Here is a 16,511-nt window from a genome sequence, read left to right as displayed (position 1 = left end):
GCTTTAAATCTGTTACATCAAGTAATAAATTTAGTGGATATTTATTAATGTTTTCTTTGATAAAAAATACAATTTTTCTTTTATTTAATTGTAAAAGTCATGAAGCTTTTTTAGTAATTCATACCTAACTTTGTAATAGTTTAAATCTCTTTTTTCAAATGATTCTTTTGGACCTTTATTGATGTTTAAAATTCTTTTCTTAAAATTTTCATACCATGAAGCAACAGTTTTTTTATTAATTGCATATTTTTTTGCAATAAAACTTATACTATTATTTTTAACCTCTTGTCCTATCCTTTTTCGAAAATATGCTGTATATTTATTAAATTTTTGTCCTTTTCTTGCCATATAAAAATGCACCTCCTTTAAAGTTTAGTAAAGACTTTTTTTCTTTACTTACTTTTTTGGGTGCAGTCTAGTCCACATAAATATGGTCCAACTTATTGTAACCTATCCATTAGGTATATTTTTAGTGAAAGAGATAAATAATAGACTTCTTACGATACCTTATATTATTTATGCTTAAAAAGCAATTAAAATTTTTAAAAATAATTATTTTAAAGTTTAATTTAATTTTTTTAATTTGTAATTTTTTTATTTTTGTTAGTATCGCAATAAGTTTACTGTTTTTGTAATCGTTTGGTATTAGTGGATTGAACAAAAATATTATTATTAGTATCAACCGCCATTTGAATACAACATTTAGTGTTAGTGGAAAATGGATCAAGATGAGTTTTTCGTTTATCAAATTTATCTTTAAAATTACCTTTATGGATTTCTTTAATAAATGTTTCATCGATTTGTATTTGGCCATTTAATTTTTTAAATTTTAATTGAGTATTTTCTAATTATTTTGATTGCATTAATTTTTGACGATTATATCAAGCTGTTTTGGGTGTTGTTTTAATAAAACGGGAAATTACTTTACTAGATTGTCATAGCAATGAAATTTGAATTAATAAATTTCATTGTTCATAATTTAAATGACTTCAATAAGTAAAATGATGACGAAAAGCATCAAAACTAGCCCGACATTTTTTGCATAAATATTTTTGTTTTCCTTCGGGATTATGGCCATTTTTAAAACAATGATAATATTTGCAATTAGGGCATTTAATACCTTTATCTCTAAATTTTTGATCAATTTCATTTAAGCGTTTTTGTTTTTTGATTAATTCTGCTTCTTTTTTAAATTTTTCATAAAATTCTAAAAATTGATCATCTGTTAAACTATTTATTAATTCTGCAAGTATTTTTTCCATCAATTATTTACCTTTCTTTATATTAAAAATATACCTAATTTTAGATATATTTTATAAATATCAAGAGTTTTCGACAAAATTAAAGGGAATATTATGAAAATATAAAATAAAATATGCTATAATTTATTTAATTATTTTTTTACTAAAAATAGGTTATTAATAGTTTATTAAAAATGGAGGAAAAAATTAATGGGAAAAACTAAAAAGCATGTTAAATTTTTTGAATTTCTGACTGTTTTTTCAACTGCCGTTGGAATTACAATCGGAATTGGAATTTATTTGAAAAATGATACTTCAGAAGGCCATGTTTTATATTTTACCCAAAATCCTTATTTAGCAATCGGTTTATGAGTCTTAGTTGGGAATTTAGGAATGGCAATGATTATGGTTTTTATTGAAGTCACATCTGTCAAAACAAAAAGTGGTCATGGCACCCTTGCATCGTGGGCGAATGTTTTAATTGGCCGCAAAGTTGGCAGTTTAATATCGTTGCTTTATATCTTTTTTTATTTTCCAATTTTATTAGGCCTTTTCCCAATTTTTAGTATTAATGCGATGTTTGATGCATTAGCAATTGAAAGTATTAGTAAAGGAACACAAAACATAATTGCCATTAGTGTTGGTCTTGTTATTTTAATTTTGTTTTTCTTATTAAATATTTTCTTACGAAATGTTGGGAAATGAGTTCAAACAATTGGAACTTTTATTAAGTTTATTCCACTATTAGTTAGTTTAGTTGTGGGATTTATTGCGCCAATTAATGGCAATGTCTTTGATACTTATAAAGACTTAAAATTTGGTAATTTCTTTATGGGGTTATTACCGGTGTTATTTTCATTTGATGGGTTCATTTATGCTGCTGGATTACAAAAAGAAGTTTCTAATAAAAACGTTGTGCCAAAAGCATTATTTACAGCAATATTATTTATTACTATCTTTTATATTTTAGAAGTTATTTCATTGTTCTTAGGAACAAATGATGGTATTGTTTTTACCTTATTTAAAAATGTTATTGAAGGATCCGTTGCTAAAATCTTAATGTGATTTATTATGTTGACAGCATTAATGAGTATTAATGGATTAACTTTTGTAGCTCCTTCGTTAGGCCATACAGTCCAAGAAGAAAATCTAATTTATATTGGTAAAAAGGAATTAAGTTATCAACAGATTGGTTTGATTCAAATGGGGATTACGATTAGTTTTAACTTATTATTGATGGGACTTAGCTTGGGACTTATTGGTGATCCAATGTACTTGTTAGACCTTTCTTCTAATGCAGTTAGTTTTGCGGCATTTCTTTGTTATATTAGTTTAATTATTGCTGTTTGTGTTAATCGCTATACGAAACGGGTGGAAGTAACAAAAGTCAAAGGGATGTATTATTATGCTGGGTTTTCCTTGTTCTTATTAATTGGTTCAATTGGTTATATTATGTATAGTTTCTTTGCTTTTAGTAGTAATCATAAGACTTTATATAGTTTATTGATTATTATTGGAGGAACCTTAATAATGTGAGGAATTAATGAACTATTATTAAGTACAAAAGGGACTCCTTTTCCCTGACAAAACAATATTAAAAAACCCATTGATTAATAATTTTAATCAATTGGGTTATAAGTAAGAATTTTATCAAGGTTTAGACTGCACCCAAAAAAGTAAGTAAAGAAAAAAAGTCTTTGCTAAACTTTTAAAGGAGGTGCGTTTTTATATGGCAAGAAAAGGACAAAAATTTAATAAATATACAGCAGATTTTCGAAAAAGGATAGGACAAGAGGTTAAAAATAATAGTATAAGTTTTATTGCAAAAAAATATGCAATTAATAAAAAAACTGTTGCTTCATGGTATGAAAATTTTAAGAAAAGAATTTTAAACATCAATAAAGGTCCAAAAGAATCATTTGAAAAAAGAGATTTAAACTATTACAAAGTTAGGTATGAATTACTAAAAAAGCTTCATGACTTTTACAATTAAATAAAAGAAAAATTGTATTTTTTATCAAAGAAAACATTAATAAATATCCACTAAATTTATTACTTGATATAACAGATTTAAAGCGTAGTTATTGAGATAAATATAAAAATTATTCAAGTAATGGTGGTAAGGGTAGTGAATCATTAAAGAATATTGTAAAAGTCTATGAAGAAAATTTAAAACAATTTGGTTATCGTCGAATTACCAAATATTTAAAAGAAGATTATGGCATTGTTTATAACGCTAAGAAAGTATTACGAATTATGAAAGAAAATAATATTCAAGCTGAATATGTAAAGCGTATGCGTAGAAAAATATTAATAAAACAAAATAGAAATAAAAATATAATTAAATATCCTGATTTAGTAAATCGTAATTTTAATGATATTAAAGAAAGATTTTCAATTTTATTTACTGATGTAACTTATTTAATTTGAAATGGTAAAAAACATTATCAATCAACAATAATTGATGGATATACTAAAGAAATTATTGATGTAAAATGATCAAAATTTAATAATAACAAACTTGTAATTGATAATTTAAATGCTGCAATTAATAAAATTAAAAAAATAAAAAAAGATCTAAATAAAACAATAATTCATTCAGATCACGGATATCAATATACATCTAAAGATTATAATAGTAAATGTTTAGATAACAAAATTATAATTTCAATGGGTAAAAATTATCATTGTGCAGACAACATTATTATTGAAAGTTTTCATTCATTACTTAAAAAAGGAACAATCCATAATAAAAATTATAAATCTCATAATGAATATATTAATGATGTTAAAAAATGAAATAAATGATATTCAAACCAAAAAGAAAAAGATATAATAAATAAAAGTTTGTAAACCTTTTTATTAATACTTACTAAACGGGGTGCAGTCTTTTGTTATTTACCATCTTTTTCATTTTCTTGACTAATTTTTTGTAACTTAATTGTTAAATCATTAATTGCATTAATTTTAGCAATAAATAATAATTCATCATCTAATTTAATTGTTTCAACATCTCCGGGTAAAATAACACGGCCTTTACGTTTAACATAAACAATATTATAATCTTTGTTATTGATAAAACGCAGTTCTGATAATGTTTGTCCTTCAATACTTGGATCAGTTACTTGAATAATTAATGAGGCATAATTTTCATCAACAGTTTGCATTTCAATATCAATATCAAACATTGCTTTTGTTGCAGTAATACTTCCGGCCATTGTATCAGGCTGTACAATATTGTTAATTCCTAATGCTTTTAAGATTCGTGTATGACGAATATCTTTTGATTTTGCAATAATATTAGTAATACCAAGGTCTTGTAATCCAACAATTGTTAAAACACTAGTTTCAATATTACTTGCCATAGTGATAATGACGGTATCGTATTGGTCTAAGCCTTGTTCAATTAAATTTGTTTTAACTGTTGAATCTAAGGCGACCCCATCAATTTGGTCGTAGCTAGCAATCATATTATTAACTTTTGCTTGGTCAATATCAAAAACCATAATATGCTGTTTTCGCGGAATTAATGTTTCCACGATTGAACGTCCAAAGTTATTTAATCCAATAATTGCAAAACTTTTTCTTCGTACCATTCTATATCCCCCTTATTGCATATTTAGATTATACTATTTTTTTATTATTAGCAATAATTAGTAACTTGTAGTATATAATAATATTAATGAAAGAGAGAAGCATATGGTTTTTTTTCAATTATATTTTAAAAATATTTTTAAAAGAAAAAGCGATAGTCAACGACAACGAAATAATGACCCCAGTGCGCCATTGATACGGCGTCGCCATTGGTTACCCTTCTCAAAAATATCGGGAAGATTATTTTTAGTTTATATTTTAATTGTTTTTTTTGGTGGACTATTATTATCTATTCCCGGGGTTGTTAATGGTAGTCGAACTGTTTTTGATCGTAAAGGGGATATTATAGGGCATTATGATTTTGGTTGGAATTATTTAGTTGGTTTATTTACTGCTTCAAGTGCTTTTTCCGATACAGGGATTACGATTAGTAACCCAGCGGTTGATTATAGTTTTTGAGGGCAGTTAATAATCTTAATTTTGATTCAAACAGGTGGTTTTGGAATCGTTACTTTTAAAATTATGATTTTTGTTTGATTAGGACGGCGAATTTCAATTAAAGATAAAATGTTAGTACAAGGTGAACGGGGAAGTAGTAATTTTGGTCATACAATTGATTTAATTAAAAATAGTTTTATTTTCTTAATTATTTTAGAGTGTTTTGGGGCAATTTTGTTATTTTGCAATTTTTATTTTTCTGAATTATCAATTGAAGGGAAATATATGATTGATAATGTTACTTACCATAATTTTTGACGAAGTTTATGAAGTGGGGTTTTTCACTCAATTTCTTCAATTAATAATGCTGGATTTGATATTATTGGTAATTCATCATTAATGCCTTATAATAGCAATTATTTTATTCAATTTGTCTTTTTATTTCAATTTATTATTGGAGGTTTAGGATTTCCAACTTTTTATGACTTAAAACGTAAATTCATGGCATGACTACTTAAAGAACATGCTAAATTCACTTTGTTTACAAAAAGTAATTTAATTACCTATGTTGGTTTATCAATTGTTGGGGTTTTTAGTGTTTGATTGATTGAATTTACTAATATTAATACGTTAAGTATCCAAGGTGGTTATATTGAAAGTATTTTACGAAATTCAACTTCAAATTGAAATGGTTTTATGAATATTTTCTTTAATACAATGTCAACCAGAAATGCTGGTTATTTAACAGTTGATATGGGGCAATTTTTACCAGGGGTTCGGATTGTAATGTCAATTATGATGTTTATTGGATCAGCCCCATCTTCAACAGCGGGGGGAATTCGAACTACAACATTAGCTGTTATTATCATTACCATTTGGTCCATTATTCGGAATAATAATAGTGTTAATGTTTTTAAACGGAAAATTCCAAATGAAACAGTAAAACGAGCTCTAGGAGTTACCGTTATTTCGGGAGCCTTAATTGCCATTGCTGTTATTTGCATTAGTTCGGAAAATCCTAATCTTGATTTCTTAAATATCTTTTTTACGATTTGTAGTGCTTTTGGGACAACGGGATTAAATACATTAGGTTTTAAAGATATATATAATTTTGGTGTTTTAAGTACTTTAATCTTGATTTTATTAATGTTTATTGGACAATTAGGAGTTTCTTCAACTTTATTAGTTTCAATTCGTGGCAGCGGTGAAAAAGAATATAGTTATGTTGAGGAAAATATTTTAATTGGTTAGTTTAAAAAAATGGTATTTAGACTGCACCCTGTTTAGTAAGTATTAATAAAAAGGTTTACAAACTTTCATTTATTATATCTTTTTCTTTTTGGTTTGAATATCATTTATTTCATTTTTTAACATCATTAATATATTCATTATGAGATTTATAATTTTTATTATGGATTGTTCCTTTTTTAAGTAATTAATGAAAACTTTCAATAATAATGTTGTCTGCACAATGATAATTTTTACCCATTGAAATTATAATTTTGTTATCTAAACATTTACTATTATAATCTTTAGATGTATATTGATATCCGTGATCTGAATGAATTATTGTTTTATTTAGCTCTTTTTTTATTTTTTTAATTTTATTAATTGCAGCATTTAAATTATCAATTACAAGTTTGTTATTATTAAATTTTGATCATTTTACATCAATAATTTCTTTAGTATATCCATCAATTATTGTTGATCGATAATGTTTTTTACCATTTCAAATTAAATAAGTTACATCAGTAAATAAAATTGAAAATCTTTCTTTAATATCATTAAAATTACGATTTACTAAATCAGGATATTTAATGATATTTTTATTTCTATTTTGTTTTATTAATATTTTTCTACGCATACGCTTTACATATTCAGCTTGAATATTATTTTCTTTCATAATTCGTAATACTTTCTTAGCATTATAAACAATGCCATAATCTTCTTTTAAATATTTGGTAATTCGACGATAACCAAATTGTTTTAAATTTTCTTCATAGACTTTTACAATATTTTTTAATGATTCGCTATCCTTACCATTACTTGAATAATTTTTATATTTATCTCAATAACTACGCTTTAAATCTGTTATATCAAGTAATAAATTTAGTGGATATTTATTAAGGTTTTCTTTGATAAAAAATACAATTTTTCTTTTATTTAATTGTAAAAGTCATGAAGCTTTTTTAGTAATTCATACCTAACTTTGTAATAGTTTAAATCTCTTTTTTCAAATGATTCTTTTGGACCTTTATTGGTGTTTAAAATTCCTTTCTTAAAATTTTCATACCATGAAGCAACAGTTTTTTTATTAGCTGAATTATACTTGTAAGTGCAAGTAAATAAAATTGCAAAAAATCTCATATAAAAATTTTATGATGCTAAGTTTATTTTAGAAAAAATAAAGCAAGGAGTTTTTATATGGGATATAAACATCTTGGCATAGATGAAAGAATTTATATTGAGAATCAATTGAAGTTTAAAATAAAAATTAGTGAAATAGCTAAAAATCTTAATCGAAGTATTAGTACTATTATTCGATAAGTTAATAGAAATAAAGATAATAATCATTATTTTTCATTAATTGCACAAAATAAAGGAGAAAATAGAAAACAATCACATATTTATTTTCATAAGTTTAAAAATAGAGAATTAGTAAAATATGTACAACAAAAATTATTATTAGGTTGATCACCCGAACAAATTTATGGCAGAATTAAAAATTTTCATAAAGAATGAATTATTAGTTTTAAAACAATTTACAATTGAATTTATTCTGGATTACTTGAAAAAGTTACTAATAAAAATTTAAGAAGAAAAGGTAAGAAACGAAAATATCAAGAAAATCGGGGTAAATTTAATGGTAAATCAATTAAAGAACGAAATGCTAATGTTAATAATCGCGTAACTCTTGGTCATTGAGAAGGTGATACCGTAGTATCATCACGAGGTAAAAGTAAATCATGTTTAATAACTTTAGTTGAAAGAACATCAAGATTTACTTTAGCAATATTAGTTGAAAATAGAACTACTAAAGTTATTAACGAAAATATTAGCCATTATTTATCAATTCTTCCAAATAATCTTGTTAAGACTATAACATTTGATCGTGGTAAAGAATTTGCTAATTGACAACAACTTGAAAAAAATTTAAATGTGAAAATTTATTTTGCTAATGCATATTCACCCTGACAAAGAGGTACTAATGAAAATACTAATGGTTTAATTATAAAAAAATTTCCTAAAAAATTTAATTTTTCAAATACTACTAAAAATGCAGTTCATAAATTTATATTGTCTTTAAACCAAAGACCAAGAAAAATACTAAATTATCTTTCGCCAATCGAATATTTGGTTAGAAAAATAATTTAGTTGCACTTAACTTTACAATTTGGCATTATTGCATATTTTTTTGCAATAAAACTTATACTATTATTTTTAACCTCTTGTCCTATCCTTTTTCGAAAATCTGCTGTATATTTATTAAATTTTTGTCCTTTTCTTGCCATATAAAAATGCACCTCCTTTAAAAGTTTAGCAAAGACTTTTTTTCTTTACTTACTTTTTTGGGTGCAGTCTATTCAATGGGTAAAAATTATCATTGTGCAGACAACATTATTATTGAAAGTTTTCATTCATTACTTAAAAAAGGAACAATCCATAATAAAAATTATAAATCTCATAATGAATATATTAATGATGTTAAAAAATGAAATAAATGATATTCAAACCAAAAAGAAAAAGATATAATAAATGAAAGTTTGTAAACCTTTTTATTAATACTTACTAAACGGGGTGCAGTCTATATTTCACTATAAGATTTATTGTTAATTGAATATTCATTAACAATTTTTTCTTTAAATTCAAAAGAATGATCTTTAGACCCTTTTATTTTACCTTTAGCCATATAAAAATGTTTCTCCTAACTTTATATATTAATAATAATCTAGAAAAATTTTTATTTATATATCTCAGTTAAAAGAAACATTGCACTAAAATTTTTTTAGTGTTTTCGTATTTTGATTAAACTGTTGCAAAGTATAACAATGTTCGTACCATTTGTGATACATATGACATTTCATTATCATATCATGCATATATTTTAACTAATTGTTTTCCATCACGTTCAATAATTTTTGTTAATGTTGCATCAAAAATTGATCCATGTGTTTCACCAATAATATCTGATGAAACGATTGGCTGCGTATTATAACCAAAAGTTTCTGATTCTGCTGCTTTCATTGTATTATTAATTTCTTCAACTGTTGCTGTTTTTTTCAATTCAACTGCTAAGTCAACAATTGAACCAGTAATAATTGGCACACGTAATGCCATTCCATCAAATCTACCTTCCAATTGTGGTAATACTAATGCTACTGCTGCTGCTGCTCCTGTTTTAGTTGGAACAATATTAGAAAAGGCAGCACGCGCTCTTCTTAAATCATCATGCGCTAAGTCTAATAATTTTTGATCATTTGTTATCGCATGTACAGTTGTCATATATCCTTTTTCAATTCCAAACTTTTCGTCTAATACTTTCGCCATTGGTGCTAAACAGTTTGTTGTACAACTTGCTCCTGAAATAACAGTATCCTCTTTTGTAATTTCTTTATGGTTTACATTATAAACAACTGTTTTAACATCTTTTCCTTTTGCTGGAGCGGAAATTAAAACTTTTTTTGCTCCTGCTGTAAGGTGTTTTGACGCTCCGGCACGATCAGCAAAGAAACCTGTTGATTCAACAACAACATCGATTCCTAATTTACCTCATGGCAATTCAGCTGGATCTCTTTTAGCAAAAACATTTATTTTTTTCCCATCAACGATAATAACTCCTTCTTCTGAAGAAATTTTCCCACGTTTTCATCCCCCTTGGGATGAATCAAGTTCCAACAATGTTGCCAAAGTTTTTGCCTCTGTTAAATCATTAATTGCGACAATTTCAACATTTTTTTCATCAAATAATCTTCTAAAAGCTAAACGGCCAATACGTCCAAATCCGTTAATTGCAATTTTTGTCATCTACTTTTTCTCCTCTACATATATTTAATAACTTAGTCTGCAATAAAATACTGCATACTTATTATGATTTTACAACCTCTAGCTTTAATTTGCAAGAAAATTAACAAATATCCAGATAATACAATGGTTTTATAGTCTTTTAATTCAATAAACTAGACTGCACCCTGTTTAGTAAGTATTAATGCCAAATTGTAAAGTTAAGTGCAACTAAATTATTTTTCTAACCAAATATTCGATTGGCGAAAGATAATTTAGTATTTTTTTTGGTCTTTGGTTTAAAGACAATATAAATTTATGAACTGCATTTTTAGTAGTATTTGAAAAATTAAATTTTTTAGGAAATTTTTCTCTAATTAAACCATTAGTATTTTCATTAGTACCTCTTTGTCAGGGTGAATATGCATTAGCAAAATAAATTTTCACATTTAAATTTTTTTCAAGTTGTTGTCAATTAGCAAATTCTTTACCACGATCAAATGTTATAGTCTTAACAAGATTATTTGGAAGAATTGATAAATAATGGCTAATATTTTCGTTAATAACTTTAGTAGTTCTATTTTCAACTAATATTGCTAAAGTAAATCTTGATGTTCTTTCAACTAAAGTTATTAAACATGATTTACTTTTACCTCGTGATGATACTACGGTATCACCTTCTCAATGACCAAGAGTTACGCGATTATTAACATTAGCATTTCGTTCTTTAATTGATTTACCATTAAATTTACCCCGATTTTCTTGATATTTTCGTTTCTTACCTTTTCTTCTTAAATTTTTATTAGTAACTTTTTCAAGTAATCCAGAATAAATTCAATTGTAAATTGTTTTAAAACTAATAATTCATTCTTTATGAAAATTTTTAATTCTGCCATAAATTTGTTCGGGTGATCAACCTAATAATAATTTTTGTTGTACATATTTTACTAATTCTCTATTTTTAAACTTATGAAAATAAATATGTGATTGTTTTCTATTTTCTCCTTTATTTTGTGCAATTAATGAAAAATAATGATTATTATCTTTATTTGCTGAATTATACTTGTAAGTGCAAGTATAATTCAGCAAATAAAAAAACTGTTGCTTCATGGTATGAAAATTTTAAGAAAGGAATTTTAAACACCAATAAAGGTCCAAAAGAATCATTTGAAAAAAGAGATTTAAACTATTACAAAGTTAGGTATGAATTATTAAAAAAGCTTCATGACTTTTACAATTAAATAAAAGAAAAATTGTATTTTTTATCAAAGAAAACCTTAATAAATATCCACTAAATTTATTACTTGATGTAACAGATTTAAAGCGTAGTTATTGAGATAAATATAAAAATTATTCAAGTAATGGTAAGGATAGTGAATCATTAAAAAATATTGTAAAAGTCTATGAAGAAAATTTAAAACAATTTGGTTATCGTCGAATTACCAAATATTTAAAAGAAGATTATGGCATTGTTTATAATGCTAAGAAAGTATTACGAATTATGAAAGAAAATAATATTCAAGCTGAATATGTAAAGCGTATGCGTAGAAAAATATTAATAAAACAAAATAGAAATAAAAATATCATTAAATATCCTGATTTAGTAAATCGTAATTTTAATGATATTAAAGAAAGATTTTCAATTTTATTTACTGATGTAACTTATTTAATTTGAAATGGTAAAAAACATTATCAATCAACAATAATTGATGGATATACTAAAGAAATTATTGATGTAAAATGATCAAAATTTAATAATAACAAACTTGTAATTGATAATTTAAATGCTGCAATTAATAAAATTAAAAAAATAAAAAAAGATCTAAATAAAACAATAATTCATTCAGATCACGGATATCAATATACATCTAAAGATTATAATAGTAAATGTTTAGATAACAAAATTATAATTTCAATGGGTAAAAATTATCATTGTGCAGACAACATTATTATTGAAAGTTTTCATTCATTACTTAAAAAAGGAACAATCCATAATAAAAATTATAAATCTCATAATGAATATATTAATGATGTTAAAAAATGAAATAAATGATATTCAAACCAAAAAGAAAAAGATATAATAAATGAAAATTTGTAAACCTTTTTATTAATACTTACTAAACAGGGTGCAGTCTATTTATAAATAAAAAAACAACCCTTTTATTTAACAAGAGTTATTTTTTTGGAGGTTCATCGTACACGATGCCTATTTATAAAATATACCTAAAATTAGGTATATTTTATAAATATCAAGATTTTTCTACAAAATTAAAGGAAAATATTATAAAATAAAAATATTAGAAACGAGGTGAAGTAACTGTCAACAAGAAAAGGAATTTTTAGTATTTTAATAGGGGCTTTTACTTCGTTAATTGGAACATGTTTTCAATTTACGATAATGTATTTATTAATTCATAGTTATGGATCACAATTAAACGGGTTTGTAAAGAATAGCGTGGCGATTGTCTCTTTTTTAGGAACAGTAGAGGGTGGTTTAGGAGCCATTACTGTTATTTTTTTAGTAAAGCCATTATTGCAAAAAGATTGAATTAAAGCGAATGAAATGGTTAACACCGCGAAGCACCAGTATAAAGTATCAGGTTATGTCGGAATTATTTTATTAATTGCAATTTCGGTTGGCTATAGTGCTTATATTTATTTATTTGAAAATAATTTTAGTATTTTATGAAATTATGAAACAATTAGTTATTCCTTATGAAAAATGATTTTAATTGTTTTAATTATTGGCTTAAAAAACTTAATTGCCTTATTTTGAACAGCGGCTTATGAAAACTTAATGCAAGCTGACCAAAATAATCATTTACGCCGGTTAATTTTAATGATTTGTGATTTAATAACCTATTCAGTTATTTTCTACTTAATTTCAATTGCGGTTGATCCGGTTTTTGTCTTCCTAATCTTTTTAATTTATTCGGTGATGAAAGGAAGCTTAATTTATTTATTTATTAAGTTACATTATCCATGGGTACGCCTCGTTCGTCAACGCGATAATATGCAATTAGTTAAAGCGAGCAATATTGTTGTGTTTAAAAACATTGGTGAAACATTATTAATTAATGGCGATGTTATTATTACTGCCTTATTATTAGGGTTACGGGTATCCTCAACCTTATCGTTATATATGACGATTACAGTCGGGGTACGAAGCATTATGATGATTTTAATTAATTCCTTCCGTGAATTCTTTGCCGCTTGAACAGCAAAAAATGGGCGAGTTGATTGAAAAAGTTATATGAAATTTGAAACATATGCGTTTATGATTGGTGGTTTCTTATTTATTAACCAGTTTATTTTATCGCCATATTTTATCGCAACGCTATATGCACCCCAAATTATTGAACAAATTAGAAATAGTAATTCAACATTAAACCCATGAACAACACAAGAAGTTGAAATTTTTAAAAGTATTTTTTACGAACCAACTTTCTCCTTATTAGTGGCCTTAAGTTCTGTTTTCATTATTATAGCGGAGCCATCAAATGTAATAGTGTATGCTAAAGCGAATTATAAACAAACAGCGATGCCAACTTTTATTATTGGTTGCATCAATATTGTTCTTTGTTTTTTCAGTGCTTTAATTTGACGCTTTGGTTTAGATGGTTTATCCGCAGCATTATATAGTATTTTAATCATTACTTGTTTTGTTAGTTTCCTGCGGTTCTTATACTTATGATTTTATAATTGAATCTTTTTAACTTATAATAGTAACTTTAAAGGAGTCTTTCGAAATTGAATGATTTTATTAGTGCCAATTATTATTGCAATTTTAGTGAATTATTTATTCTTAACAAAAGCATATAATCCAAATGAAATTTATAATATTTATTTACAACCAGTTTGAGGATGACAAAAATTATTGAATTTTTTCTTCGGATTAATCTTTACTTCTTTATTTGTTATTTTTGCTAATTCAATCTTTTGAGCCCCTGGTTCCGTGCGTAGTCTCTTCTTGCGCTTACCCCTTGTTTATAAAATTTGAACAAAACGACAAGATAAAATGCGAACAATTCGCCGTAAAAAATACGAAGATGATTTTATTACTTTAACCGAACCAGAAATGCCGTATCAAAAGATGTGGGAACGAGAAGAAACTTTACACAAGAATACGAAAAAAATGGATGAGCATGAACCAAGTAAAGAAATTTATAAATTAACGGGTTAAAAAAATAAGTTAGAATATAACTTATTTTTTAATGTCACTTAAATATCCAGGGTGATATTTTTGCCCATGAATGATTTTAGTAATATTATAGAGTGCATTAATAGCTTCACCAAAACCAGTTACCATATTGTAATACTTCCCTTCATAATAGGCACTATTCCCAGCGGCAAATATGTGGGGGTGACTAGTTTGACCATTTGGTTGAATAATGATTTTTCGCATTGGGGTTGTTGATAATGTAAATTGTTGTAACATTGTTGGCATAACTTTTGCCCCATATTGAACAATAAAATGATCAGCATTAATTGTTAATGTTTCCTTGGTTGTTTCGTTGGCAATTCTTAAAGTAGTAATTTTATTATTATTTGTGTCAACCGTTTCAACATGATAAGGTTTTAATTCCTTCACTTTATTTTTTTGTAACTTTTGAACACTGTTTTCTTTTGCACGGTATAGTTCACGGCGATGAACAATTGTTACATCATTACTAATATTATCTTCAACAAGATGATTTGCCCAATCCACAGAGCTATCACCACCTCCTAGAATAACAATCTTTTTGTTTGCCAACAGAGTTGGATTTTTAACAGCGTATCATAAATTATCATATATTTGGGCAGGATCAAGATGCTCTAAGCGAATTGGGGTGAACACGCCATTACCACTTGTAATTAAAATTGTTTTAACAGTGAGGATTTGGTTTGTTGTTAGGATAATGGTAAACCCATTTTTCGTTTCCGTAACACTTTGTAAATTAGTTTTGCCAACGTATGTTATTTGTCCGGTGTGTGTTTCAGCTTGTTGCATTAAGTTTTCAATAAAAGTTTTTGTTTTAATTTCTTCAAAACCAGGCATATCGTATAATTGTTTTTCAGGATACAATTCTCAAGGTTGACCACCAGGGGTGTCATTTCCTTCAATGACATAACCACTTAATCCTAACATCCCAGTGCAGCTTCACGCATACAAACCAACAGGGCCAGCACCAATAATTAAAATATCTTTCATTTTTTTATAACAACCTTTCTAATTTTTTCTGCACTTTAATTATTACATATTTTTTTAAAAGTCTAATTTAATTTTGTAGAAAACTCTTGATAGATTGCGTTGCCAAAGTTGGGGAAAATAAAAAAGAAAGTTTTCAGTATAATTAGGTTTGAAAAAAATTAGAAAGAAAACTATCCTATGAATATTATAACTAGAATCCAAGAGTTTTTAAACGAAAATAATAACTCTTTTATTGATTTAATTAATGAAATTAGCCCCAATATCCCTATTACAGCACTTATTAAACAATGAAATTAGTTCTGAAGCTTGAATAATATTTAAAAATATTTTTGAATATATTGATAACTATATTTTTAATAAGGACTGACGCAAAGCACGTTATATTCCAAAAGGATTTTATCAACGAACTTTGGTTTTTCATAATGGTGAAGTTACTTTTAAACAACGAAAATATATCTTAAAACCAGAATTTCAAGTGGCAAAAAAACCAAAAACGGTCTTTTTACTTGATATTCAATTAGGGATTGAAAGTTATCAGCGACTTGATTATGATTTTTCGTTAGAAATAATCAGCAAATTAGGCATAAATTTTAGTTATCAAGATATTTGTAATATGTATCGGAATGCTAACATAACAAAAAAAACAATTTTTAACCTTATTAAACGGTTTGATATTAAACATTTGTTAGAACTAATGCTAGATGAACCAGATACAAAACTAAAACATGATGGGGTTATTTATATTGAAATCGATGAAGCATATCGCAATGCCATTAGTTATCAAGTCAAAAAACGATTAAAAATTAAGAAAATAATCCGTTTAACCGTCTTTCATACTGGTTATAAAGATCCTAAAACAATACGAAAAACAATGCATAATGTCAAATTTCTAGTAACAATGACTAATGAAGTTAAAAAAATTAACTCTAAAAAATACTGACAAGGAATTAAAGAATTTATTAACTTGCTGAATTATACTTGTAAGTGCAAGTATAATTCAGCTATAAACTATTTTCTTTAAAAGAGTTTTAGTATTTGATAATGTA

At 25.9% G+C, this 16,511-nt stretch carries 20 protein-coding genes and 3 pseudogenes; 13 read left to right on the top strand and 10 right to left on the bottom strand.

Translation table 4 applies throughout. The features are described 5' to 3' along the window. Window positions 1-84 precede the first annotated feature (84 nt). Window positions 85-348 carry a hypothetical protein gene (locus ACQH23_RS11060; RefSeq protein ID WP_425378359.1) on the bottom strand — a complete coding sequence of 88 codons (264 nt, stop codon included), beginning with the start codon at window positions 346-348 and terminating at the stop codon, window positions 85-87. Between the two features lie 500 nt (window positions 349-848). Then, complete coding sequence (locus ACQH23_RS11055; RefSeq protein ID WP_425378358.1) at window positions 849-1,262, bottom strand: transposase; 414 nt, start codon at window positions 1,260-1,262, stop codon at window positions 849-851. Between the two features lie 189 nt (window positions 1,263-1,451). Here ACQH23_RS11055 and ACQH23_RS11050 point away from each other — a divergent pair, with 189 nt between their 5' ends. The 4 genes and pseudogenes from ACQH23_RS11050 (at window position 1,452) to ACQH23_RS11035 (ending at window position 4,094) form a co-directional block, all read left to right on the top strand. Then, window positions 1,452-2,855 (top strand): amino acid permease, encoded by a 1,404-nt coding sequence (locus ACQH23_RS11050; RefSeq protein WP_425378357.1) that lies wholly within the window; start codon window positions 1,452-1,454, stop codon window positions 2,853-2,855. 115 nt (window positions 2,856-2,970) lie between these two features. After that, a complete protein-coding gene (locus ACQH23_RS11045; protein ID WP_425378356.1) occupies window positions 2,971-3,234 on the top strand; it encodes a hypothetical protein in 264 nt (87 codons plus the stop codon). Beyond that, a pseudogene (locus ACQH23_RS11040) lies at window positions 3,201-3,476 on the top strand (hypothetical protein); the annotation flags it as partial. The gene ACQH23_RS11045 and the pseudogene ACQH23_RS11040, both read left to right, overlap by 34 nt. 21 nt (window positions 3,477-3,497) lie before the next feature. Next, window positions 3,498-4,094, top strand: coding sequence for a DDE-type integrase/transposase/recombinase (locus tag ACQH23_RS11035; protein ID WP_425377849.1), 597 nt, complete (start codon window positions 3,498-3,500; stop codon window positions 4,092-4,094). 41 nt (window positions 4,095-4,135) lie between these two features. Here ACQH23_RS11035 and ACQH23_RS11030 read toward each other — a convergent pair whose 3' ends face one another. Further along, entirely contained in the window at window positions 4,136-4,837 is a 702-nt protein-coding gene (locus ACQH23_RS11030) for a potassium channel family protein (RefSeq protein WP_425378355.1), read from the bottom strand. Window positions 4,838-4,940: 103 nt separating this feature from the next. On the opposite strand from ACQH23_RS11030, the gene ACQH23_RS11025 reads away from it, so the two are divergent. Continuing rightward, the gene (locus ACQH23_RS11025; protein ID WP_425378354.1) at window positions 4,941-6,524 is read left to right on the top strand and encodes a TrkH family potassium uptake protein; all 1,584 of its coding nucleotides are present in this window, start codon (window positions 4,941-4,943) and stop codon (window positions 6,522-6,524) included. A 184-nt stretch (window positions 6,525-6,708) separates the two neighbouring features. On the opposite strand, the gene ACQH23_RS11020 is transcribed toward ACQH23_RS11025, so the two are convergent. The 3 genes and pseudogenes from ACQH23_RS11020 to ACQH23_RS11010 form a co-directional block, all read right to left on the bottom strand. After that, window positions 6,709-7,176, bottom strand: coding sequence for a DDE-type integrase/transposase/recombinase (locus tag ACQH23_RS11020; RefSeq protein ID WP_425378353.1), 468 nt, complete (start codon window positions 7,174-7,176; stop codon window positions 6,709-6,711). A gap of 21 nt (window positions 7,177-7,197) precedes the next feature. Then, window positions 7,198-7,263: pseudogene (locus ACQH23_RS11015) on the bottom strand (hypothetical protein); the annotation flags it as partial. Between the two features lie 173 nt (window positions 7,264-7,436). After that, entirely contained in the window at window positions 7,437-7,640 is a 204-nt protein-coding gene (locus ACQH23_RS11010) for a hypothetical protein (RefSeq protein WP_425378352.1), read from the bottom strand. Between the two features lie 57 nt (window positions 7,641-7,697). On the opposite strand from ACQH23_RS11010, the gene ACQH23_RS11005 reads away from it, so the two are divergent. After that, entirely contained in the window at window positions 7,698-7,820 is a 123-nt protein-coding gene (locus tag ACQH23_RS11005) for a helix-turn-helix domain-containing protein (RefSeq protein ID WP_425377840.1), read from the top strand. Window positions 7,821-7,856: 36 nt separating this feature from the next. Beyond that, window positions 7,857-8,648 carry an IS30 family transposase gene (locus ACQH23_RS11000; protein ID WP_425379345.1) on the top strand — a complete coding sequence of 264 codons (792 nt, stop codon included), beginning with the start codon at window positions 7,857-7,859 and terminating at the stop codon, window positions 8,646-8,648. On the opposite strand, the gene ACQH23_RS10995 is transcribed toward ACQH23_RS11000, so the two are convergent. Beyond that, window positions 8,645-8,785, bottom strand: coding sequence for a hypothetical protein (locus tag ACQH23_RS10995; protein WP_425378351.1), 141 nt, complete (start codon window positions 8,783-8,785; stop codon window positions 8,645-8,647). The two genes, ACQH23_RS11000 and ACQH23_RS10995, sit on opposite strands and share 4 nt — an antisense overlap. Before the next feature lie 57 nt (window positions 8,786-8,842). Between ACQH23_RS10995 and ACQH23_RS10990 the strand changes: the two genes are divergently transcribed. Then, window positions 8,843-9,043 carry a hypothetical protein gene (locus ACQH23_RS10990; RefSeq protein WP_425378350.1) on the top strand — a complete coding sequence of 67 codons (201 nt, stop codon included), beginning with the start codon at window positions 8,843-8,845 and terminating at the stop codon, window positions 9,041-9,043. 256 nt (window positions 9,044-9,299) lie between these two features. Here ACQH23_RS10990 and gap read toward each other — a convergent pair whose 3' ends face one another. After that, window positions 9,300-10,298 carry a type I glyceraldehyde-3-phosphate dehydrogenase gene (gene gap, locus ACQH23_RS10985; protein WP_425378349.1) on the bottom strand — a complete coding sequence of 333 codons (999 nt, stop codon included), beginning with the start codon at window positions 10,296-10,298 and terminating at the stop codon, window positions 9,300-9,302. 207 nt (window positions 10,299-10,505) lie between these two features. After that, window positions 10,506-11,363 carry an IS30 family transposase gene (locus tag ACQH23_RS10980; protein WP_425378348.1) on the bottom strand — a complete coding sequence of 286 codons (858 nt, stop codon included), beginning with the start codon at window positions 11,361-11,363 and terminating at the stop codon, window positions 10,506-10,508. Here ACQH23_RS10980 and ACQH23_RS10975 point away from each other — a divergent pair. The 4 genes and pseudogenes from ACQH23_RS10975 to ACQH23_RS10960 all read left to right on the top strand — a co-directional run bounded on the left by ACQH23_RS10975 (window position 11,324) and on the right by ACQH23_RS10960 (window position 14,457). Further along, complete coding sequence (locus ACQH23_RS10975; RefSeq protein WP_425378347.1) at window positions 11,324-11,515, top strand: hypothetical protein; 192 nt, start codon at window positions 11,324-11,326, stop codon at window positions 11,513-11,515. The two genes, ACQH23_RS10980 and ACQH23_RS10975, sit on opposite strands and share 40 nt — an antisense overlap. Next, window positions 11,482-11,754, top strand: a pseudogene (locus tag ACQH23_RS10970) (hypothetical protein); the annotation flags it as partial. The gene ACQH23_RS10975 and the pseudogene ACQH23_RS10970, both read left to right, overlap by 34 nt. A 21-nt stretch (window positions 11,755-11,775) precedes the next feature. Beyond that, window positions 11,776-12,372: a DDE-type integrase/transposase/recombinase gene (locus ACQH23_RS10965; protein ID WP_425378346.1), complete on the top strand. Its 597-nt coding sequence runs from the start codon at window positions 11,776-11,778 to the stop codon at window positions 12,370-12,372. A gap of 300 nt (window positions 12,373-12,672) precedes the next feature. Beyond that, a complete protein-coding gene (locus ACQH23_RS10960; RefSeq protein ID WP_425378345.1) occupies window positions 12,673-14,457 on the top strand; it encodes a transporter in 1,785 nt (594 codons plus the stop codon). 21 nt (window positions 14,458-14,478) lie between these two features. On the opposite strand, the gene ACQH23_RS10955 is transcribed toward ACQH23_RS10960, so the two are convergent. Continuing rightward, the gene (locus tag ACQH23_RS10955) at window positions 14,479-15,465 is read right to left on the bottom strand and encodes an NAD(P)/FAD-dependent oxidoreductase (protein WP_425378344.1); all 987 of its coding nucleotides are present in this window, start codon (window positions 15,463-15,465) and stop codon (window positions 14,479-14,481) included. Between the two features lie 244 nt (window positions 15,466-15,709). Here ACQH23_RS10955 and ACQH23_RS10950 point away from each other — a divergent pair, with 244 nt between their 5' ends. Next, window positions 15,710-16,486, top strand: a complete 777-nt coding sequence (locus tag ACQH23_RS10950) for a UPF0236 family transposase-like protein (RefSeq protein ID WP_425378343.1) — start codon at window positions 15,710-15,712, stop codon at window positions 16,484-16,486. The last annotated feature ends 25 nt before the right edge of the window (window positions 16,487-16,511 follow it).

The sequence above is a fragment of the Spiroplasma endosymbiont of Polydrusus pterygomalis genome (assembly GCF_964030635.1).
Classification (GTDB): Bacteria; Bacillota_I; Bacilli_A; order Mycoplasmatales; family Mycoplasmataceae; genus Spiroplasma.
The sequence above is the reverse complement of the archived record's forward strand: the minus strand, read 5'-3'. Positions and strand labels throughout refer to the sequence as shown.